General features: G+C 74.9%; 19 protein-coding genes. 11 read left to right on the top strand and 8 right to left on the bottom strand.

Annotation, left to right across the window (positions count from 1 at the left end):
- Window positions 1-90 precede the first annotated feature (90 nt).
- Window positions 91-735 carry a hypothetical protein gene (locus tag OG689_RS38655; protein ID WP_266326341.1) on the top strand — a complete coding sequence of 215 codons (645 nt, stop codon included), beginning with the start codon at window positions 91-93 and terminating at the stop codon, window positions 733-735.
- Window positions 736-925: 190 nt separating this feature from the next.
- Here OG689_RS38655 and OG689_RS38650 read toward each other — a convergent pair whose 3' ends face one another.
- Entirely contained in the window at window positions 926-1,819 is an 894-nt protein-coding gene (locus OG689_RS38650) for an oxidoreductase (RefSeq protein ID WP_266326339.1), read from the bottom strand.
- A gap of 331 nt (window positions 1,820-2,150) precedes the next feature.
- Between OG689_RS38650 and OG689_RS38645 the strand changes: the two genes are divergently transcribed.
- Window positions 2,151-2,879, top strand: coding sequence for a leucine-rich repeat domain-containing protein (locus OG689_RS38645; RefSeq protein ID WP_266326337.1), 729 nt, complete (start codon window positions 2,151-2,153; stop codon window positions 2,877-2,879).
- A 385-nt stretch (window positions 2,880-3,264) separates the two neighbouring features.
- On the opposite strand, the gene OG689_RS38640 is transcribed toward OG689_RS38645, so the two are convergent.
- A complete protein-coding gene (locus tag OG689_RS38640) occupies window positions 3,265-4,206 on the bottom strand; it encodes a helix-turn-helix transcriptional regulator (protein WP_266326335.1) in 942 nt (313 codons plus the stop codon).
- Between the two features lie 98 nt (window positions 4,207-4,304).
- Between OG689_RS38640 and OG689_RS38635 the strand changes: the two genes are divergently transcribed.
- Window positions 4,305-5,093 (top strand): NAD(P)H-dependent oxidoreductase, encoded by a 789-nt coding sequence (locus OG689_RS38635; protein WP_266326333.1) that lies wholly within the window; start codon window positions 4,305-4,307, stop codon window positions 5,091-5,093.
- Window positions 5,094-5,168: 75 nt separating this feature from the next.
- Here the strand turns inward: OG689_RS38635 and OG689_RS38630 are convergent, their stop codons facing one another.
- Together OG689_RS38630 and OG689_RS38625 are read right to left on the bottom strand one after the other, a co-directional pair.
- Window positions 5,169-6,752 (bottom strand): MFS transporter, encoded by a 1,584-nt coding sequence (locus tag OG689_RS38630; RefSeq protein ID WP_266326331.1) that lies wholly within the window; start codon window positions 6,750-6,752, stop codon window positions 5,169-5,171.
- 413 nt (window positions 6,753-7,165) lie between these two features.
- Window positions 7,166-7,660, bottom strand: a complete 495-nt coding sequence (locus tag OG689_RS38625) for a peptidylprolyl isomerase (protein WP_266326329.1) — start codon at window positions 7,658-7,660, stop codon at window positions 7,166-7,168.
- Window positions 7,661-8,007: 347 nt separating this feature from the next.
- On the opposite strand from OG689_RS38625, the gene OG689_RS38620 reads away from it, so the two are divergent.
- The 3 genes from OG689_RS38620 to OG689_RS38610 all read left to right on the top strand — a co-directional run bounded on the left by OG689_RS38620 (window position 8,008) and on the right by OG689_RS38610 (window position 11,283).
- Window positions 8,008-9,225: an FAD-dependent monooxygenase gene (locus OG689_RS38620; RefSeq protein ID WP_266326328.1), complete on the top strand. Its 1,218-nt coding sequence runs from the start codon at window positions 8,008-8,010 to the stop codon at window positions 9,223-9,225.
- Window positions 9,226-9,569: 344 nt separating this feature from the next.
- Window positions 9,570-10,739, top strand: coding sequence for a hypothetical protein (locus OG689_RS38615; protein WP_266326326.1), 1,170 nt, complete (start codon window positions 9,570-9,572; stop codon window positions 10,737-10,739).
- A 157-nt stretch (window positions 10,740-10,896) separates the two neighbouring features.
- On the top strand, window positions 10,897-11,283 hold the full coding sequence (locus OG689_RS38610) for a hypothetical protein (RefSeq protein WP_266326324.1): 387 nt from the start codon (window positions 10,897-10,899) through the stop codon (window positions 11,281-11,283).
- Between the two features lie 99 nt (window positions 11,284-11,382).
- On the opposite strand, the gene OG689_RS38605 is transcribed toward OG689_RS38610, so the two are convergent.
- On the bottom strand, window positions 11,383-11,595 hold the full coding sequence (locus tag OG689_RS38605; protein WP_266326322.1) for a hypothetical protein: 213 nt from the start codon (window positions 11,593-11,595) through the stop codon (window positions 11,383-11,385).
- Window positions 11,596-11,952: 357 nt separating this feature from the next.
- On the opposite strand from OG689_RS38605, the gene OG689_RS38600 reads away from it, so the two are divergent.
- The 4 genes from OG689_RS38600 to OG689_RS38585 all read left to right on the top strand — a co-directional run bounded on the left by OG689_RS38600 (window position 11,953) and on the right by OG689_RS38585 (window position 14,774).
- Window positions 11,953-12,858: a cytochrome P450 gene (locus tag OG689_RS38600; protein ID WP_266326320.1), complete on the top strand. Its 906-nt coding sequence runs from the start codon at window positions 11,953-11,955 to the stop codon at window positions 12,856-12,858.
- Window positions 12,855-13,628, top strand: coding sequence for an isocitrate lyase/phosphoenolpyruvate mutase family protein (locus OG689_RS38595; RefSeq protein ID WP_266326318.1), 774 nt, complete (start codon window positions 12,855-12,857; stop codon window positions 13,626-13,628). Before OG689_RS38600 ends, OG689_RS38595 begins: the two co-directional genes overlap by 4 nt.
- Window positions 13,629-13,757: 129 nt before the next feature.
- Entirely contained in the window at window positions 13,758-14,450 is a 693-nt protein-coding gene (locus tag OG689_RS38590) for an aspartate/glutamate racemase family protein (RefSeq protein ID WP_266326316.1), read from the top strand.
- Window positions 14,451-14,576: 126 nt separating this feature from the next.
- The gene (locus OG689_RS38585) at window positions 14,577-14,774 is read left to right on the top strand and encodes a hypothetical protein (RefSeq protein WP_266326314.1); all 198 of its coding nucleotides are present in this window, start codon (window positions 14,577-14,579) and stop codon (window positions 14,772-14,774) included.
- A 100-nt stretch (window positions 14,775-14,874) separates the two neighbouring features.
- Here the strand turns inward: OG689_RS38585 and OG689_RS38580 are convergent, their stop codons facing one another.
- The 3 genes from OG689_RS38580 to OG689_RS38570 all read right to left on the bottom strand — a co-directional run bounded on the left by OG689_RS38580 (window position 14,875) and on the right by OG689_RS38570 (window position 18,202).
- Entirely contained in the window at window positions 14,875-15,978 is a 1,104-nt protein-coding gene (locus tag OG689_RS38580) for a hypothetical protein (protein ID WP_266327746.1), read from the bottom strand.
- Window positions 15,979-16,247: 269 nt separating this feature from the next.
- Window positions 16,248-16,940: a response regulator transcription factor gene (locus OG689_RS38575; protein WP_266326312.1), complete on the bottom strand. Its 693-nt coding sequence runs from the start codon at window positions 16,938-16,940 to the stop codon at window positions 16,248-16,250.
- Window positions 16,937-18,202 carry a histidine kinase gene (locus OG689_RS38570; RefSeq protein WP_266326310.1) on the bottom strand — a complete coding sequence of 422 codons (1,266 nt, stop codon included), beginning with the start codon at window positions 18,200-18,202 and terminating at the stop codon, window positions 16,937-16,939. The genes OG689_RS38575 and OG689_RS38570 overlap by 4 nt, the downstream gene beginning before the upstream one ends.
- A gap of 337 nt (window positions 18,203-18,539) precedes the next feature.
- Here OG689_RS38570 and OG689_RS38565 point away from each other — a divergent pair, with 337 nt between their 5' ends.
- Window positions 18,540-19,391, top strand: coding sequence for a DUF2306 domain-containing protein (locus OG689_RS38565; RefSeq protein ID WP_266326308.1), 852 nt, complete (start codon window positions 18,540-18,542; stop codon window positions 19,389-19,391).
- Window positions 19,392-19,563 lie beyond the last annotated feature (172 nt).

Raw genomic sequence — 19,563 nt, 5'->3', positions numbered from 1 at the left:
AATCAGAAGAATGTGGATGCCTGGACGGCGGCCCGGGCATCCTGCCTCCGGGGGCGGCCGGCGGCCGCGTGATCGGGCAAGGGGGCGGCGATGGATGTATGGCAGATGTTCGGTGTACTGGCGATTCCGGTGCTGGCGGGCTGGTCGGTGCTGCGGTTGTGGCTCCGGGCCGGCGGGCCGCGGCTGACCGACCGGCTGTCGGCCGGCTTCTGGAGCAGCGCCGGGCTCGCGGTCGGCTGGTCGACGGGGCCCGGCTGGCTGGTGCCGGTCTCCTGGGTGCTCATCGGCCTCGCCCTGCTGACCCACCTGTCCCCCCTGCTCGAACTCTTCGCGTCCCGCTACGTGGGGCCGGCCCGGCGGGTGGACCCCGGGGAGTTCAGAGGCCGGCTCCTGGCGGTCTGCCTGCAGGAGACGACGCCGGGCCTGATCATCGGAGTCGGACCGGACGGCGGCATCGTGGTCTGGGGGCTGGAGGCGGCCGGGATCGGGAGGGATCGCAACGTCCTGTCGCAGGGCTGCCCGTTCTGCTTCCTGGAGGACCTGGTGGCGGAGCTGGTCCCCGAGGCGGACGCTCCGGTCCAGGCCTACCGCGCCCTGCTGGCCCGCCAGGCCAATCAGCTGTTCGTCCTGCGGCGCGGCGTCATCGACATCCAGTGGCAGGCCGAACTCCGCCAGGTCCAGGGGCTGAAGAAGCCCTACCAGGCATTCTGCGGGACGCACCGGCACCGGGGCTAGACCGCCGGGCCGGCACCGGCCGGACGGAACGGCGGCCCGACCGGCAGGACGCGGTCGGGCCGCCCGGCGTCGAGGGCGGCCCGGTGCGGGTACAGGAGCCAGGTGTCGCCGTCCCGCCGCACCAGCGGCTCGGTCCAGCTCAGGTGCCCGATCGGCCCTGGCTCGCCGGCCGGGGACGGGCACCACGGGATCACGGGCCGTCAGCGACCGGCGCCCCGAGCAGCTCCCATTCCTCCGGGGTCAGCCGCAGGGCACCCGCCGCGATGTTCTCGTCGAGGTGGGCCGGGTCCGTCGTCCCGGGGATGGCCAGCACGTGCGACCCGCGCCGGAGAGTCCAGGCGAGCCGCACCTGGGCGGGCGTCGCGGCATGGGCCCGGGCCACCGCGCGGACCCGGTCGTCCCGCTCCTGCCCGGCCGCCGCCTCTCGGCGCAGTCCGGAGACCGCGAAGAACGGGACGAACGCGATGCCGAGCTCGCCGCAGAGGTCCACCAGGCCGCTCTCGTCGGCCCGACGCCAGTCGAGTCCGTAGGAGTTCTGCACGCAGACCACCGGAGCGACGGCCCGGGCCTCGACGACATGCTCCGGACGGACGTTGGAGAGGCCCAGGTGTCGGATCAGGCCCGCTTCGCGCAGCTCGGCGAGCGCGCCGAAGTGCTCCGCGACGGAGTGCGTGTCGGGCCCGTTGCGACGCAGGTTCACCACGTCGAGGTGGTCCCGGCCCAGCTGCCGCAGGTTCTCCTCCACCTGACCGCGCAACTGGTCGGGGCGGGCCATGGCCTGCCACTCGCCGGACGGATCGCGTCCCGGCCCGACCTTGGTGACGACGACCACGTCGTCCCGGCAGGAGGACAGCGCGCGGTTGATCAGCTCGTTGGCCGAGCGCAGCGGGGAGAAGTAGAAGGCGGCCGTGTCGATGTGGTTGACGCCTTGGTCGACCGCCCGACGCAGCAGGCGCACAGCGTGGTCGCGGTCGATCGGCGGACCGTCCGAGTTCCCGGCCATGCCGTTGCCGGCCAGCCGCATCGCCCCGTAGCCGATCCGGTTGATCTCCTGGTCTCCGAGCTTCCATGTCCCCGCAGCCACTGCGTTCACTGTGCCCCGCTTCCCTTCGTCTCGGCGGACAGCCGTCCCGCCGTCCGGCCAGATCCTGGAGTATGGGGCGGCTCCCGGGTGTCCCGACAGGGGGGCAGGATGGGCGAATTGTCACATCCGGCTCGGGAACGATCCGTCACCACCCGGCCGTTGGACCTGCTGAGAGACGCGCGGGGAGGCAGGGGAACGCCGCGCGGGATCGGCCCGGTCGCCGGCGGTCCTCACCGGGGTGCGACCGCGAGAACGTCCGGGGCGTTCGCCGGCGGACGATCGCCCGAACCCACTCACCACGGCATCCACGAGGACCCCTAGGGTGGCCCGCATGAGCACCCGCCCGCAGCCCCCCGCCACGGCCGAGGGCCGAAGTGCCTACCAGGACAGCTGCGGCTGCTTCGACCAGGGCCGGGCGACCGACCGGCGCCGCGTCGCGTTCCACGCCGAGCAGCAGGACACCTCGGCCCCGGGATGGCTGCGGCTGCTGGAGCTGGTCGAGGAGGCGGCGGCGGACGGTCGCGAGGAGTTCCACCCGCTGCGGGAGCTCGCCCCCGGGGAGCGCCGGCAGATCGTCACCCTGCCGCCGACGATCGCCCGGCTGACCGCCGTCCGGGAGTTCGGACTCTATGGCAGCAACCTTGTGCGGATCCCGCCGGAGATCGGGGCGATGGCCTCGCTGGAGTCCTTCGACCCCTACACCTCGTACCGGCTGCACTGGTTCCCGTACGAGCTGACCCGGTGCCCCCTGCTGCGGGGCAGTCGCGTCAGCATCCGGGCGCTGTACGGGAACAAGAAGGTGCGGCCGCCGTTCCCGCCCCTCGACCCGAGGGCCGGCAGTGCCGACACCGGTGGGACCTGCAGCGTCTGCGACGGACCGATCACCCGGCCGCGCCAGGTGTGGATCTCCCTCCAGGTGGCCACGGACGTGCTGCCGCTGCTGGTCAACGCCTGCTCCCGCGCCTGTGTCGCCGCGCTGCCGAGCCCGCCGGCGGCCTATGTCCGCAGCCCGCACTCCGGCGGCCCGGCGCTCCAGCAGCCCACGGCCGACCACTGGTGACCTGGCCGGCAGCGACGGTGCGCGGTCGGCGATCGAACGGCGCAGCCGCGGTCACGGCGGCGGCGTTCGCCGGTCTCGGTGGACCAACCGTCTTCGTGACGGAGCTGGTCCAGGACCACCTCGCCGGATGCGAGTTCGTCCAGTGGCCGACCTGCCCGGGCCGCACCCACCCGATGGAGCCGGTCGCCGACGGCACCGTCGCGTGGTGGCGGTGCCGGGCCTCCCAGCAGAACCTCACCCACATCGGCGACCTGTCGCAGCGCCGTCCGGAAACGACCGGGCATCGTGACGGCGCTGCGCCGGCGTCAGGAACGCCGCTGACGGTCGGCCCGCAAATAAGGCGCCGCTCCGGCCCACGCACCTCGTGCGCGTCCTGCCCGGCGGCCTACGGCAGCCTGCGGGAGGAGGCGTTCGGTACGACGGACGGACGGAGGGCGGCGCCGAGGTCCGCCAGGGCGGCGGCCTCGGGGCTGCCCTCCTCGGCGCAGAACACGTGCACGACCAGCCCGCTCTCGCCGGGCGCGGCCGGGACGTGCAGGGTCTGGTAGTCCAGGGCCAGCAGGCCGGCGGCCGGGTGCCGGAGTTCCTTGCGGCCGGCGGCGCACATGACGACCTCCCCGGTGGCCCAGATCCTGCGGAAGTCGACGCTCTGCTCGGCCAGTTCGGTGAGCAGCGCGGTGAGTTCCGTGTCCCCGGGCGAGCGGCCGGCGGCGACCCGGAGCTGGCCCACGGCCTCGGCCGCCCGTTCCTCCCAGGCGGGGTGGACCTGCCGGGAGGCCGGGTCCAGGAAGAGGAATCTGGCGTTGTTGCGGTCCCGGCGGCCGGGGTCGCCCAAGCCTCCGATCAGTTCGCCGCCGAGTGGGTTCCAGGCCACCACCTCCAGGCGGTGGTCGGTCGCGAAGGCCGGGAGGGGTGTCAGGGAGTCCAGGATCCGCAGCAGTGCGGGGCCGACCTGGGCCCGGGGCGCGGGCTGGTTCCTGCTCCCGGCGAGGGTGGCCAGGTGGCTGCGCTCGGCGGCGTCCAGGTCGAGGACCCGGGCCAGTGCGTCGAGCACTTCGGCGGAGGGCCGGGTGGCCCGGCCCTGTTCGAGGCGGACGTAGTAGTCGACGCTGATGCCGGCGGCCTGGGCCACTTCCTCGCGGCGCAGTCCGCGCACCCGGCGCCGTCCGCCCCCGGCGATTGCGACCCGCTCCGGCGCCACCCGGCCGCGCCGGGCGCGCAGGAACCCGCCGAGGGCCCGGTGCGGATCGCCGAGGCCTTCGAGCGGGGCGGAGCCGGCGGCAGCCGCGGGGACGACGGTGCGTTCGTCGGGCTCGACAGTGTCCATGGCATCCATTATGGGTGGCCCTGGCAGTACCAGGACTGCCGTTCCGGCGGTCGACGGAGGTACTGGCTGCCCGCCCGCGGGCGGGGGAGCGTGGGGGCATGGCAGACACCGCAGCACCCAAGAGGATCCTGATCGTCAGTGCCCATCCCGAGCCCCGGTCGCTCACCGCGGCGCTGGCCGCCCACGCGGCGCGGGAGTTGCGCGCGGCCGGGCACGAGGTGCGCACCTCCGACCTCTACGCGATGAAGTGGAAGGCGGGTGTCGACGCCGACGACTTTCCCGGTCTCGGCCCGGAGCGGCGGCTGGACGTGCTGGCCGACTCCGGCGCGGCCACGCTGGCGGGGCGGTTGTCGCCGGACATCGCGGCGGAGCAGGAGAAGGTGCGCTGGGCGGATGCGGTGATCCTGCAGTTCCCGATGTGGTGGTTCTCGGTGCCCGCGATCCTGAAGGGCTGGATCGACCGGGTGTTCACCTTCGAGTTCGCCCACGGGCCGTCCGTCCCGCCGCCCTACAGCGAGGGGGCGTTGGCGGGGCGGCGGGCGCTGCTGGCGGTGACGGTCGGCGCGCGGGAGTCGGCCTTCTCGGACCGGGGTGTGCACGGGCCGCTGGCGGACGTCCTCCATCCGCTCCAGCACGGCCTGTTCTGGTTCACCGGGATGGCACCGCTGGAGCCGTTCGCGGTGTACGGGTCGGTGGACGTCGCCGAGGAGCGATTCGCGGCGGTGCGGGAGGCGTACGGGCGGCGGCTCGGCGGGCTGTTCACGGAGGCGCCGGTCCCTTTCAGGTCGCTCACCGGCGGCGACTACGACCACGGTATGCGCCTGCTGCCCGGCGTGGAGCCCGCGGGTACGAGCGGGCTCCAGCTGCACGTGCGGCCGCGTCCCTGAGGCCTTCAGGACGGGCCGGACGGGCCGGACGGGCCGTGGCCGACGGTCGTGCGGGAGCAGCCGGGCAAGGCCCGGTCAGGACGCCTCGGTCGGCGTGACCGCTTGGGCGGCTTCGGCCGGGCGGGGCGGGCCGGTCCGCCAGATCAGCGGGAGGGCGAGGGTCGCGACCACCGCGAGCAGGCCGGCCAGCGCCATCGCCCGGCCCGCACCGAGGGCCTCCACCTCCTGGAAGGCGGCGGTGATCGCGTCGCTGGTCGCCTGGTCGACGGAGGCGAGGATCTGATCGGCCAGCTTGGAGTCGGTCACGGCGTTGCCCAGCTGCTGGGCGTCCGCGTCGGACAGGCCGGCGGCCTTCGCCCGGTCGATCGCCTGGTTGGTCTCGACGGCCTGCTGGACGGCGACCATGACGGCGACCCCGAAGGCCCCACCCAGCATGCTGGTCACCTTGAACATCCCGGAGGCGGTACCGGCGAGTTCCTCCGGCGGCCCCGCCACCGCGGTGTCGGACAGCGGGATCGACATCAGGCCCAGGCCCGCGCCGAGCACCAGCAGCCCGGCGGCCAGGATCGCGTAGTTGTAGTGCCGTCCGATGATCGCGGCCACCAGCGTGCCGACGCCCAGCAGCAGCACGCCGATCACCACCGGCAGCCGGGCACCGCGCCGGGCGGAGACCCGGCCGCCGAACGGGTTGAGCAGCAGGATGGTGACGGTCGAGGGCAGCAGCAGGAGCCCGGCGGCGACCGGGCCGTAGCCGCGGACCTCCTGCAGGTACAGGGTGAGCAGGAAGCTCACCCCGGCGAAGACGATGTTCATGACCGAGTTGGCCACCAGCGCGCCGCAGAACGGCCGGGAGGAGAACAGCTGCAGGTCGATCAGCGGGTCCGACAGGTGCTTCTGCAGGTAGACGAACAGGGCGGCCAGCACCACGGAGGCGATCAGCAGGCCGATGATCAGCGGGTCGTCGAAGCCCTCCTCCTGCCCGGCCGTGCAGCCGTAGAGCAGGCAGAAGGCGGCCAGCGCGCTGGTCAGCAGGCCGGGGATGTCGATGTGCCGGGAGGCGTTCGGGTCGGTGGACTCCACCGCGGCCCGGCGCACCAGCCAGAGGCCGACCAGGGCCAGCGGGGCGTTGATCCAGAACGTGGAGCGCCAGCCGAGCAGGCCGGTGAGGACGCCGCCGACGGCGGGTCCGGCCGCCTGGCCGACCCAGGCGACGGCCATCCAGGCGCCGAAGGCCCGGGGTTGCTCCTCCGGCGGGAACATCGGCGGGATCAGCGCCAGCGTGGCCGGCAGGATCAGCGCGGCACCGACACCCATCGCCCCGCGGCCGACGATCATGCCGGTGACGCCCGGCACGAACGCCGTCACCAGCGAGACGGCGCCCATCACGATCAGGCCGATCTCCAGCATCCGCTTGCGCCCGTACACGTCGCCCAGGCGGCCTGCGGCGAGCACCAGCGCCCCGGTCGACAGGCTGAAGGCGTTGTTGGCCCACTGCAGGTCGGGCAGCGAGGCGGAGAGTTCCCTGGAGATGGTCGGGACGGCCACCCCGAAGTCGGCGAACGACAGCCAGACCATGCCGGCCGCGACACACATGCCGGCCAGCGCCTTCCAGCGATGCTCCGAGTAGCCGTGGTGCGACACAGCTGTCGGACGGTCCATCAACCGGCTCCCCAGGTCTGGCCGGCCTCTCGCCGGGGCGGACCTCCCCACTGTCGGGGCGAGGGCGCCTCCTGGCCGGCCGACACCCTGCGGGGTCCCCGTGCCTCCCCCGGACGGCCCTGCCCCGGCGCCGGTTCCGGGGCCGACCCCCGGGCCGCCGGGGCCACGACCGGCAGGACTCACGGCGCGGACGGCACGAGGCCGGGCGGGCGCGGGGCGCAGCGGGCAGCCGGGCGGGCGCGGGGCGCGACGGGCAGCCGGGCGGAGTCCGGGCCGGCCTGCGTTCCCGGAACGACGCAGGCCGGGCCGCCGCGGAGCCTTTCGGTCCGCGATGGCCCGGCCGGTACGGCCGTGGAGCGGCGGGGCCGCCCTTACGGTGCGCCCCCGCGATCCACTCCCGCCGGATCGCGGAACTACTCCACGATGCCCGAGGCGTCGATGACGATCTTCGCCTTGGTGTTGCCCGACTGGGAGCCGAGCGACTCGATCTTGGTCACCAGGTCCTGGCCCGTGACGACCTCGCCGAAGACGACGTGCTTGCCGTCGAGCCACGGGGTGAGCACCGTGGTGATGAAGAACTGCGAGCCGTTGGTGTTGCGCCCGGCGTTCGCCATGGACAGCAGGAACGGCTTGTTGTGCTTGAGGGTGAAGTTCTCGTCGGCGAACTTCTCGCCGTAGATGCTCTTGCCGCCCGTGCCGTCCCCACGGGTGAAGTCACCGCCCTGCAGCATGAACTCGGGGATGACGCGGTGGAAGCCGGAACCGGCGTAACCGAACCCGTTCTGGCCGGTGGCCAGCTCGCGGAAGTTCTTCGCGGTCTTGGGCACGACGTCGTCGTAGAGCTTGAAGACGATGCGCCCGGCGGCCTCGCCGTCGATGGTGATGTCGAAGTAAACGTTTTGAGACATGTCCTTATCCTGCACCATCTCACCGGCAGGCACCGCATCGTCCGCCCCGAAGACATCACACGACACTCGCCCCCGGCCGCGCGAAGCCGTCCGGAAACCGCCCGGAACCGCCCGCCCACCGCTCGTCACCAGCCCGTCCCCCGCGCCGCCGCGGGGCCCGGACCGGGCCGGGGCCGCAGGGCAGGTTTCGGCCGCGCCGGGCCGTTCCGGGCGGGTCGGGCACGACCGGCGGCTAGGGTCGCGGTGGGAACGGGCTCATGCCGGGACGACCTTGGCGAGGCCGTCAGGATGAGCCGTCGTCAGACCCCGGCCGGAGCAGCCGGGTGGAACCCGAAGGAGGCGCCGGAGTGACGAGGATCATGGTCGTCGGCGGGGGCATCGGCGGCGCGTCGGCGGCCCTGGGGCTGCACAAGGCCGGCTTCGAGGTGACCGTCCACGAGGCGCACCCGGACGGCGGGGCCGACGCCGGGGCGTTCCTCACCCTCGCCAGCAACGGCATGCGCGCACTCGCCCAGCTGGACGCCGCCGCGCCGGTGGGCGGCCTCGGCTTCCCGCTCAGCACGATGAGCGTGCTCGACGAGGGCGGCCGGGAGCTGGCCACCGTACCCCTCGGGGAGCACGATCACGCGCCGGCCCGGTACCGCTGCCTCCGCCGCGCCGAGCTCGGCGAGGCCCTGCGCGCCGAGGTCCGCCGGCGCGGGATCCCGCTGCGGCACGGGGCCCGGCTCACCGGCCTCACCGAGAGCGCCGACGGTGTCACCGTGCGCTTCGCCGACGGGGGTACGGCGCACGCTGATGTGCTGGTCGGGGCCGACGGGCTGCACTCCGCCGTCCGCTCGCAGCTCGACCCGGAGGGCGCCGGGCCGCAGTACGCGGGCCAGCGCGTCTTCTACGGCTACACGGCCGACGCGCCGGCCCCGGTGGGCGGGCCCACGGACCGGATCACCATGGTGCGCGGGAGCGGCGCCGCGTTCGGCTACGCCTTCTCCCCGGACGGGGAGGCCTACTGGTTCGCCCGGGTGCCCGGCCCGCCGGCGAGCGCCGAGGAGCTGGCCGCAACGGGGCCGGCCGGGTGGCGCGAGCAGCTGCTGGTGCTGCTGCGCCCCGATCGCACCCCCGCCGCGGACATCGTCGCGGCCACCACCGACCGCCTGATGGTGACCAACGCCCGGCACCTGGCGCCCGGGGGCCGCTGGCGCGGGCGGCGGACCGTCCTGCTCGGTGACGCGGCGCACGCGGCCTCACCGGCCACCGGCCAGGGCGCGTCGATGGCCCTGGAGGACGCCGTGGTGCTGGCGAAGGCGCTGCGCGAGGCCGGCCCGGGCACCGGTTCCGCCGTCGACGCGCACGTCGCGGCCCTGGCGCGCTACGAGGCGTTGCGCCGGCCCCGGGCGGAGCGGAACACCGCGGCGAGCGCCCGGCTCACCGCCAGCCGCACCGACGGGCCCTCGCCCGCCGGGGCTCCGCCGCGCGACTCCGAGCGGCCCGCACCGGGCGTCGACGAGGACCTGCTGCGTCTGCTGGACTGGGACACCCCGCTGCCCCCGGCGGAGCTCCCGGCCTGAGCGCGCCCACCGCCCTGCCCGCCGCCGGCTCCGGGCGGTGCGGCCGGCCCTGCTCCCGGCGTAGCGGCATCCGACGCCGCGGTGGCCCGGGATCCGATCGCCCAGGGACGGGCCGTCCAGGAACCAGTGGCCCGGGATCCGATCGCCCAGGAACCGATCGTGCGGGACCCAACCGCCCAGAATCTCACGTCCCGCCCCCCTGCGTCCCGGGATCCGATGCCGGTGGCTCGGTTGTCGGACCCGTCTCCTACGCTCTTCTCCTGCGGTCCCGGCTGCGTCCGGGCATCGGTTGGTCCCGGCCCCGTCAGCGGGGGGCCGTTGCCGGGATGGAGGGGAGTGCCGTGATGGACCGATTTGATCTCCTGGTACCGGGTGAGGAACCCGCTCGGTCGGTGGTGCTGGCGCTCGGCGCCCGAGGACACCGGGAAGTCGCCGTCCAGGAGGCCCGCCTGGTGTACCCGGACCAGGCCTCGGACGCCGGCCGGCGGGTGGACGGCTGGTGGCACGTCATCTCCTTCGCCGACGACGAGGGCCTGGCCTCCGGCGGGCACTACGGCTGGGAGCGGGTGGCCGTCAACACCGTCGCCCGCACGTTCGGCGGCTACGGGGTCGGGTACGGCACCGGGTACCCGGAGGCCGGCGCCGTGCCCGTGGAGCCGAGCGCCCTGGTCCGTGAGGTGGACGCTTCCACCGCACGGGAGTTGCGGCGGCGGATCGTCGGGCAGTTCCCGTCCCCGCAGGAGGACGCCGAGCCGCAGCCGCCGCTGACCTGCGCGGACTCCGGCCGGCCCCTGCCCCCGTTGCAGGAGTCGGTGTACGCGGCCGCCCGCGAGCTGCACGAACGCGGCGTGGCCGGGATCGACGTGCTCGACGAATGGCTGACCGCGCCGACGCTGCCCGACGACGACCCCGACGTCCTGCTCGACCTGGCCCGCAGTGTGATGTACGACGGGGCCTGCGACGCGGACAGCGCGCTGCACGTCCCGTTGTTGGCCGCCGTCGCCCTCCGGCCGGACGTCCCGTCCGCCTGCCGGGCCCGGCTCGTCACCCTGCTCTCCGGGGCCGCGACGCTCGCCGACCGCCGGGCCGCCGCAGCCGCCGACCGGCTCGCCGCTCACGGTCTCGCCGCGGCGGAGACACCCGACGAGGCGGCGCCCCGGTTGGCGGTGGAGGCGGTGGCCGCCTCCCTGCTCAGCAGCTGGGCCGGCGGCGACGAGGCCCTGCGCTTCGCTCTCGCCGGGCTGGCCGCCGCCACCCGGGCCGGCGCGTACACCGACCGGATCCGCGCCCTGACCGGCGCCCGGCCGGACGGCCCGTGCCGCGACGCCCTGCTGCTGGCGGCGGCCCTGTCGCAGGACACGGCCGCCGAGATCGACCATGCCGTCGCCGACGTAGTCCGGCGCGGTCACCTGCAGTCGTTCGACCTGCCCAGCCCGCTGGCCAGCCCGCGCGCCGCCGCGCTGGACCTGCTGCTGCCGCTGATGGAGAGCGAGGCCTCGCGGCTACCGGTGTGAGAGGCGAGCACCGCCACCGTCGATCGACGCGCCGCGGGCCGTCGGCGGCGGCCTTCGGGTGGACATCGGACGTGCCCGGCGCGGCGCGGAGCAGGTACCCGCGGCAGGTCCGGGACGCTGGACGGGCCCACCGGAGCGGACCGGACGGAGAGACCCGATGGCCGAGCCGACCCTCACCGCCTTCCTCACCCTGGACGGTGTGGTGCAGGCTCCCGGCGGCCCCACGGAGGACCCCGGCGGCGGCTTCGAGTTCGGGGGCTGGCTCGTCCCGTTCGCCGACGAGGACCTGAACGGCTACCTGACCGAGGTCGTCGAGCGGGCCGGTGCCTTCCTGCTCGGCCGCCGTACGTACGAGATCTTCGCGGGACACCGGCCCAAGGTCACCGACCCGGGCGACCTGGTCGCCAAGGGGAAGGGCAAACGGCTGTTCCCGGCCGGGGGCCTGCCCACGTCGTTCCGGCTGGTGGAGTCCCGCACCACCGGTACCGGGATCGCCGTCCACACCTACCGGCCGACCGGGCGGCCGACGTTCGGGAGCTTCTGACCCTCCCGGTGGGCCGGGAAGCGCCCGGCCGATCCGCTGCCTGGCCGAACCCGTTCCGCGGCCGGACCCCTCGCGCGGCCGGACCAGGCCGCAGCCCGGCTACTCCCCGATCAGGCGGCGGAAGTGCTCCTCGCGGATCTCCTCCCACGGCCGGCACTCCTCGGGCGAGGGCAGGCCGTTGAGGGCAATGTCCTCCAGGACGCCGGCGAGCGTCGCCGCACGGTCCCGCTCCCTGGCCGCCAGGGCGCGCAGGGCGTCGGCCTCGTCCGCACCGACCGGCTCGCGCACGGGCGGCGCGTCATGAGTCGTCATCCTGCAGCTCCTTCCCGGCACCCGGCCGGGACGCCGGTTGCCGGCGACGCCGGGCGCAGCGCCGCCGTCCCTGCTCCGCCCCGGGGTGGCGGCCCGGAACGCCGTACGGCCCTGGCCGTCCGTCAAATGTAGCGGCAGGGCGCCCGCGACCGGGTGAACTCCGGGAGTTCGGCCGGGCTTCCCGGTGCCGGGTGCCGGCCGGGCGGGGGTGGACCGGGCGGGGGTGGACCGGGAGGGGGGTGGGAGGTGCGCCGGGCGGGAGGGTGGGAGGTGGGCCGGGCGGGTGCGGGCCATCGGAGGTGGGCCATCGGCACAGTTCGGCGCGGGCCGAAGTCAGCCGCTCCTAGAGTGAGGCCCATGACCACCGCAGCCCACGCGTTCGACCGGTACGCCGACGTCAGGACCGCGCTCGCCGACCCGCGCCTCGTCCCGCTGCCCGCTGCCCGCTGCCCGCTGCCCGCTGCCCGCTGCCCGCTGCCCGCCGAACCCTCGGCCTGGCGCCCGACCACCGCGGGCGAGGCGGGCAACGCGAGCGCAGCGGACGGGAAGTCGCACCTCCTGCCAGGCCCGGCCGGGGCGCGGCCCGACGAACGACCTCCCGGACTGCGGTACGAACTGCCGTACGGAAGATCGGAGGAGCCGCCGTCCGGAGCAGCGCCCGGCGGGCGCCCCGCAGTCGCCGCCACCGAACCGGACGAGGCCCTGCTGGAGGCCGCCGCGAACCGGATCGGTCTCCTCGTCCAGGCCTGCGACGCCACCGCCGACCTCGTCGAGCACACCCGCCGGGCCGCCGCCGGCCACCTTGGCCGGCACTCGGTCGAGGCCCTGCTGGCCGAGACTCTGCGCCACGACCCGCCGGTCCGGGCCATGCGGCGGATCGCCGTCCGGGCGACCCGGGTGGCCGGCGCGGACATCGCCGTGGGCGACCTGGTGGTGCTGGACATCGCCGCGGCCGACCGGGACCAGCAGGTCTTCCTCACCCCGGACGCCTTCGACCCGGAGCGCTCCGGCGCTGCCGAGCGGCCCGGCCCGGAGGCCTTGACCTTCGGCGCACCGCCCCGGCTATGCCCGGGCCGCCGGCACGCCCTCGCCCTGGCGGCGGGCGTCCTGGACAGCGACGCCGGGGCCGGCGCCCCCGACTCCGCCGAACCGGTCACGCCCCCGGCTCCTCGCGTCCCCCACCGCTCACCGAACTCCGCCTGCTCCGCCTACCCCCACGACTCCCACGACTCCCACGACTCCCACGACCGGAGGACGTCATGACCAGCTTCGCCGCGCTCCATCGCCCCGGCTCCCCCCTGCTGCTCCCCAACGCCTGGGACCACGCCTCGGCGGCGATGCTCGCCGGCCAGGGGTTCGCCGCGATCGGCACCACCAGCCTCGGCGTCGCCGCGGCGGCGGGCCTCGCGGACGGCACCGCCGCCACCCGGGAGGAGACCCTGCGGCTGGCCCGGCGGCTCGGCAAGGAGCCGTTCCTCGTCTCCGTGGACGTGGAGGCGGGCTTCAGCGACGACCCCTCCGAGGTGGCGGAGTTGGCCGGTGAGCTGGCCGCCGCCGGGGTGGCCGGCATCAACCTGGAGGACGGTCGGTCCGACGGCTCGCTGGCCCCCGTCGCCCTGCACGCGGCGAAGATCACGGCCGTGAAGGCCGCCGCCCCCGGACTCTTCGTCAACGCCCGTACCGACACGCACTGGCTCGGCGGCCACGAGCAGGAGACGATCGGCCGGCTCGACGCCTACCAGCAGGCCGGCGCCGACGGGGTTTTCGTCCCCGGCCTCGCCGACTCCGACGGCATCGCGGGCCTCGTCCGCCACCTGGGCGTCCCGCTGAACATCCTCCACTCCCCCACCGGTCCGGCCTTCCCGCAGCTCGCCGACCTCGGGGTCGCTCGGGTCAGCCTCGGTTCCCTGCTCTACCGGCTGGCACTCGGCGCCGCCACCGCCGCGGCCGTCGCCGTCCGCGCCGGCCGGCCGGCCACCGGCCCGGACACCCCGGTGCCGACCTACGGCGAGGTGCAGCGCCTGATCCGGTGACGGTGATCAGGCGTCGTTCCGGGGCGCAGGTCTCGGGAAACCGGGCAGCCGGGCAGCGTGCCGGGAGGCCGGGTGCGTCGAGGGCCGCCCGCCGGTCGGGGACCGCCGGGCCTGTGCCAAGGTGACCTGATGAAGACCATCGGGCTGCTGGGCGGGATGAGCTGGGAATCGACCGCGGAGTACTACCGTCTGCTGAACGTACTGACGCGGGAGCGCCTCGGCGGCCTGCACTCCGCCAAGTGTGTACTCCACTCGGTGGACTTCGCCGAGATCGAGCAGCTCCAGAGCGCCGGACAGTGGGAACAGGCCGGCGAGGTACTCGCCGAGGCCGCCAGGTCGCTGGAGGCGGCCGGCGCCGATCTGCTGCTGATCTGCACCAACACCATGCACAAGGTGGCCGGCCAGGTGGCCGCGGCCGTCTCCGTACCGCTGCTGCACCTGGCCGACACCACCGCCGCGGCGGTGCTCGCCGCCGGCCTCGGCAAGGTCGGACTGCTGGGCACCGCCTTCACCATGGAGCAGGACTTCTACCGGGACCGGCTCGCGAGTCATGGCCTTGAGGTGATCGTCCCCGGCGCGGCCGGCCGCGCCGAGGTGCACCGGGTCATCTACCAGGAACTGTGCCTGGGCATCGTCCGGGAGGAGTCCCGGGACGCCTACCGGGCCGTGATCGCCGACCTGGTCTCGGCAGGCGCCGAGGGCATCGTGCTGGGCTGCACCGAGATCGAGCTGCTGATCGGCCCCGAGCACAGCCCCGTCCCGGTGTTCGCCACCACCAGCCTGCACGCCCGCGCCGCCGTGGACGCCGCGCTGGCCGACTGACCGGCGGACCGGCGGAGCTCGCCCGCGACCGTCCTGAGGAACGGGGACCGCCCGCCGGGCAGGACCGGCCAGGAAGCCTCCGCCCCGACCCGTACGACACAGCACGCCAGGACGGATCCCGTACGGGTGGACGATCGACATCACGACGGGCCCGGCACCTGCCTCGCCGCCTGGGCCGACGCCCTCGGCGACACCAAGCCGGTCACCTGGTTCCCGGCCGCCCTGATCGAGTGGGACACCCCGACCGAGAGCCGCTTCGACCCGACCGTCACCAAGGCTCCGCGGCCGCCCGCGCAGCCCTGGTGGCACCGGTTCACCGGCTGACCGTGATCACGAGAAGCGCTCCCGGTCCCCTGCCGAACGGACCGGAACCTCGATTGCGACAGTGCCGCCGAGTGAACAGCGGCGCCCCCCTGTCAGTCGGTCAGAGGAGGCCGGCGCGCATGCGCTGTGTGGGGTTCTTGTGGAACTCGCGCAGCCACGGGCTGCCGTCGGCGGGCAACCGGACCAGCGTGTGCCGGAGAATTTCCTGGTCGACCTGGAAAAGGTGGTGGGGGTGCGGCACCGGCGGGTCGTCGCGGAGAACGCCGTCGGGCATGGTTCCCGACGCGGGGTGCTGCAGGTCTCGCTCGGGGAAGGCCATCCACATCCACACCCCGAACGGCAGCGGCACCGGGTACGCCGACACGTCCGAGCCGCCCGGGCTCCAGAGTTCTCCCGTCTGCGGGTGAGTAGGAACAAGGATGATGTCGGCGTCCGTGTCGGGGTCGGGCAGACCAGGTCCGGCCAGGACGGCGCGCCGCGACGGCTCGACCGCGGGCAGCCAGGCGTCGAGGACGTGTTGGAAGACTTCCGCGACCAGGCCGTCGGGGACAGTCACCGACCGGCTGTGCGAGGCCGCCAGCAGGTGGGCGAGCGCCCGGCCCGCTGCCGCCTCCCACTGCGGGCTCCATGACCACATGCGGCCGAGTCCGCGCCACCGGCCCCAGGTGCCGATCGGCTCGATCGGCGGCGTCCCCTTCCCTTCGGCCAGCAGCTCCGCCCAGGAGAGCCCGGTGCTGTCGGCGTCGGCGACGGGAAGGCGGTGCACCGCATCCGGCGCGAGCCAGACCGCCTGCCATAGGGAGCAGTCGTCGATCCGGATCGCCACGGGCAGGCCGCACGCCTCGCAGGCCATGTTGGGCCCGTCACCCCGGCTGAGGCCGCAGCAGTAGCCACCACCGTTCTGGATGAACACGGTGCCGCGGACATCCCCAGGGGCGATGACAATCGCGCCGGGTGTGCCGTCGGACAGGAAGTGGACCGGAGCGTGGATGCCGCGGGCAGCCGCCTCTTCAGGATCGATCTCCTCCCACCTGCGCCACGGCGGCCCCATGGGCTCCCGTTCCACAGCGAAGGTGCCCGATTCCATGAGCACCGGAAGTTGAAACCCGTTCCCGTACTTCTGATGGGCGTGGACCGGCAGCTCGACCTGGGACAACGGGATGCTCAGCCTGGCGCCGCATCCCGCACACACGAAAACGAACAAATGCCCTCCGCCGTGGAAAAGGGCATCGTCGCAGCTTCGCAGCGGACCGGCCAACGTGTTTTCTGCCGCTGCCGGGAGCGCGTCCGGCCACGACCTGAAGCACCACCGCTCGCATCCTCGTCAGGCTGGTGACTCCCGAAGTGGTGGACACCTGCTGCCCGTTCGCGGCTGCCGGCTCAGTTCCCGAAGGGTCAGCAAGAACCCGTTCCCGCGGCCGAAGTCGGTCGGCCCCGCCCGTGAACTGCCCGGTTCCACCCCCGCCCCGGCGGTCAGCCGAGGCCCGTCCAGTCCGCGCCGTCCGGTCCGGTCATCAGGCCGCCCCGGTAGGCGAGGGCGACGGCCTGGGCGCGGTCGCGGGCGTCGGTCTTCGCGAGGATCCGCTTCAGGTGGGTCTTCACCGTGGACTCGGCGACGACGAGCAGGGCCGCGATCTCGGCGTTCGAATACCCCTCGGCGGCCAGCCGCAGGACCTCCCGCTCCCGGGTGGTCAGCCGGCCCAGCCGGGGGTCGGGCGCGGCGGCCGGCGGCCGGGCGGGGCCGCGGGCGACCAGGTGGCCGACCAGGTCGCGGGTGATGGCCGGGTCCAGCAGGGCGTGGCCGTCCGCCAGCGTCCGGACGGCGTCGATGAGCCGCTCGGGCGAGGCCCGCTTGAGCAGGAAACCGCCGGCGCCGGCCCGCAGCGCGCCCCAGACGTAGTCGTCGTGGTGGAACGTCGTCAGGACCAGTACCCGGGTGGCCAGGCCGGCGGCGACGATCCGCCGGGTCGCCTCGATGCCGTCGATGCCGGGCATCCGGACGTCCATCAGGACGACGTCCGGCGTCAGGGTCCGGCACAGCTCGACCGCCAGCAGGCCGTCGGCGGCCTGGCCGACCACCTCGATGCCGTCCTCGGTGCCGAGTACCAGGGCGACGCCGGCCCGCAGCAGGGCGTCGTCGTCGGCGACCACCACCCGGACGCTCACCCGAGCGGGAGCGTCACCCGCAGCCGGAACCCGCCCCCGTCACCTCCCCCGTGCTCCAGGCTGCCGCCGAACATCGCGACCCGTTCGGCGATGCCCAGCAGCCCCCGGCCGGGGGTGTATCCGCCGGGGGCGCCGCAGCCGTGGTCCAGGACCAGGAGATCGAGCACCCGGGCTGGGGTGCGTACGGCGATCGTCACGGTCACGTCGACGGGGTCGGCGCCGGTCCGGCCGTGCTTGACGGTGTTGGTGAGGGCCTCCTGGACGATCCGGTACGCGGAGCGGTCGAGCGTGCGCGGCAGGTCGCGCGCGGCGGGATCGAGCCGGACGGTGACCCGAAGGCCGGCCTGACCCGCCCGCCCGGTCAACCGGGGCAGGTCGGCGAGCCCGGGCCGCGGGCCCGGCCCGGGCGCGGGAGCCGGGGCGTCAACGGGAGCCGGGACAGGAACGGCGCCCGGCCCCGGCCCGGCCCCGACGTCCGGCAGCGGGGCCTGTCGACGGAGCAGGCCGAGCACCCGGTCCAGTTCGTCGAGTGCCTCCCGGCCGGTGTGCTCCAGGCCCGTGAGCAGCTCGCGGGTCTGCTCCGGATCCCGGGTGAGGACCCGGCGGGCGGCACCCGCCTGCACCAGCATCACGTTCAGCGTGTGCCCCACCAGATCGTGCAACTCCCGTGCGATCCGGGCCCGTTCGTCGCCCACCACCCGGCGGCGGAGCAGCAGGCGCGCCGCCTCCCGCTCCTCCTGGCGCCGCGCGGTGGCGAAGCCGACCGCCCAGGCCAGCAGCCAGACGAACAGCACCCCCGCGGGCAAGGCCGGGTAGGTGTGGGCCAGGCCGGCGAAGTACGCGGCCATGCCGGGCAGCACCACCACCGGCCCGAGCAGGGCCCGGCCCCGGGTCGCGTACAGGCCGAGCGAGTACAGCCCGACCAGGTTCGCGTACGGCGAGACCGGGCTGGGCAGGACGAACAGGGCCTCCGCCGACAGCGCGGCGGTGCCGGCCAGGTACGCGGCCAGTGGCGCCCGGCGCCGCACGGCGAGCGCGCCGGCGAGCAGCAGGCTGAGCGCAAGTGCCGGTACCGGACCGACGCGGAGTTCCGTCGCGGCGCCCAGGCGTTCGGCGGCCATCGCGGCCAGGAAGGCGACGGCGGCCGCGCCGTCCACGACCGCGGCGCCCGGTCGGGCGGGCCGCAGCGCGCCCGACGAGCGCCGGACGGCGGCGGCCCGGCCGCGCGGCGGCCCGGAGGTGGCCGCAGGGGCGGCCGTCATGACCCCGCGCCGGGTCGGACAGGCTGCGTCGGGGGCCCGACCCGCACCGGGGCCCCCGGTGCGACGGCGGCCGGGGGCCGGGGCGGTGTCGGAGGAACGGGCAGGGGCGGGTTCGACGTCGGCAGGCTCATCGCGGCTCCGGAGGCTGATGCGCACCGCAACAGCGGTGACCGCTCCGGACCCTAGCGGCGCGGGGCGCGCCGCACATCGCCCCCCGGGGGTACGACGGCCGTACCCCCGCCGGGGTAGGAGGACGGCGGGTACCCCGCTGCCGGTACGGGTGCGGTCCCCGGGCGGGGGACGCCGGCGGCACCGCCCGCTCCGTAGCGTCCCCGGCATGAATCCCGCCATGAACTCCCCCGCCGCGTCCGCCGACGTCCCGGCCGATCCCCGCCGCCACGGTCCGCCGGTGGCCGGCGGGCTGCGCCGGGCCGGGTGGATCGCGATCACCGCCTCGGCGACCGCGATCGGCCTGCTCTCCGCCCGCTACTTCACCCTCGACCCCGACTCCTTCCTGCCGGAGCAGCGGGTGACCTACCTCGCCGACCTGGCCCCGCTGATGCTCCATGTCGGCGGTGGCGTGGTGGCGTTGGTCCTCGGGCCGTGGCAGTTCCCGCAGCGTCTGCGGACCCGCCGGCCCGTCGTGCACCGCCTGATCGGCCGGGTGTACCTGGTCAGCGCGCTGGCCACGGCCGCGGGCGGCCTGTTGCTGGTGCCGAAGGGGCTGTTCGGCCCGATCGCGCCGCTCGGGTTCGCCGCCCTGGCCGTGCTGCTCCTGGTGGCGACGGTGGCGGCGTTCGTCTCGATCCGGCGCGGTGCGGTGGCGCGCCATCAGATCTGGATGATCAGGTCCTACGCCCTGATCTTCACCGGGGTCACCTTCCGACTGTGGATCTCGGGCTTCGCGGCCGCCGGGGTCCCCTTCGGCCAGGCGTACGGGAGCGGCGCCTGGGCGTCCTGGCTGCTCAACCTGCTGGTGGCGGAACACGTCGTCGCCCGGCTCCGGACGGGGCACCGGGCCGCCGGTCCGGTACAGGGCGACACGGCGGCCGGCGGCCCAGCATCGGGCATGACGACGTCCGACTTCGCAGCATCCGGCGTCACGGCGTCCGACGGCACGGCGTCCGGCGTCGGCGTCTCCGGTGATGCCGTCCGCGACGACGGCAGCGGCGGTACGGACCGCCGGTGAGCCGGGCGGTGCCGGCCTGCCCGGGCACAGTCGGGACCGGCGGCCCGGCCCGGCCGACGCATCGTCATATTCGGTCGCCAGAACCTGCGAAGGCTGGACGGTGCACCTCGAACGCCGACCCGACCACCGCGTCCGTCGTCGCTGGACATGCGGCCCCCGGTGGTGTTCGATC

Source organism: Kitasatospora sp. NBC_00240 (assembly GCF_026342405.1).
Taxonomy (GTDB): Bacteria; Actinomycetota; Actinomycetes; order Streptomycetales; family Streptomycetaceae; genus Kitasatospora.
Note: the sequence above shows the minus strand (reverse complement) of the source record. Positions and strands in the feature narration are given on the sequence as shown.

What these genes read in the sequence shown, in the direction of transcription:
- OG689_RS38625 (WP_266326329.1), bottom strand. Translation starts at nt 7,660, where the DNA reads ATGTCTCAAAACGTTTACTTCGACATCACCATCGACGGCGAGGCCGCC.
- OG689_RS38610 (WP_266326324.1), top strand. Translation starts at nt 10,897, where the DNA reads ATGGCCGAGCCGACCCTCACCGCCTTCCTCACCCTGGACGGTGTGGTG.
- OG689_RS38615 (WP_266326326.1), top strand. Translation starts at nt 9,570, where the DNA reads ATGGACCGATTTGATCTCCTGGTACCGGGTGAGGAACCCGCTCGGTCG.
- OG689_RS38630 (WP_266326331.1), bottom strand. Translation starts at nt 6,752, where the DNA reads ATGGACCGTCCGACAGCTGTGTCGCACCACGGCTACTCGGAGCATCGC.
- OG689_RS38640 (WP_266326335.1), bottom strand. Translation starts at nt 4,206, where the DNA reads ATGGACACTGTCGAGCCCGACGAACGCACCGTCGTCCCCGCGGCTGCC.
- OG689_RS38605 (WP_266326322.1), bottom strand. Translation starts at nt 11,595, where the DNA reads ATGACGACTCATGACGCGCCGCCCGTGCGCGAGCCGGTCGGTGCGGAC.
- OG689_RS38600 (WP_266326320.1), top strand. Translation starts at nt 11,953, where the DNA reads ATGACCACCGCAGCCCACGCGTTCGACCGGTACGCCGACGTCAGGACC.
- OG689_RS38570 (WP_266326310.1), bottom strand. Translation starts at nt 18,202, where the DNA reads ATGACGGCCGCCCCTGCGGCCACCTCCGGGCCGCCGCGCGGCCGGGCC.
- OG689_RS38655 (WP_266326341.1), top strand. Translation starts at nt 91, where the DNA reads ATGGATGTATGGCAGATGTTCGGTGTACTGGCGATTCCGGTGCTGGCG.
- OG689_RS38645 (WP_266326337.1), top strand. Translation starts at nt 2,151, where the DNA reads ATGAGCACCCGCCCGCAGCCCCCCGCCACGGCCGAGGGCCGAAGTGCC.
- OG689_RS38565 (WP_266326308.1), top strand. Translation starts at nt 18,540, where the DNA reads ATGAATCCCGCCATGAACTCCCCCGCCGCGTCCGCCGACGTCCCGGCC.
- OG689_RS38595 (WP_266326318.1), top strand. Translation starts at nt 12,855, where the DNA reads ATGACCAGCTTCGCCGCGCTCCATCGCCCCGGCTCCCCCCTGCTGCTC.
- OG689_RS38635 (WP_266326333.1), top strand. Translation starts at nt 4,305, where the DNA reads ATGGCAGACACCGCAGCACCCAAGAGGATCCTGATCGTCAGTGCCCAT.
- OG689_RS38590 (WP_266326316.1), top strand. Translation starts at nt 13,758, where the DNA reads ATGAAGACCATCGGGCTGCTGGGCGGGATGAGCTGGGAATCGACCGCG.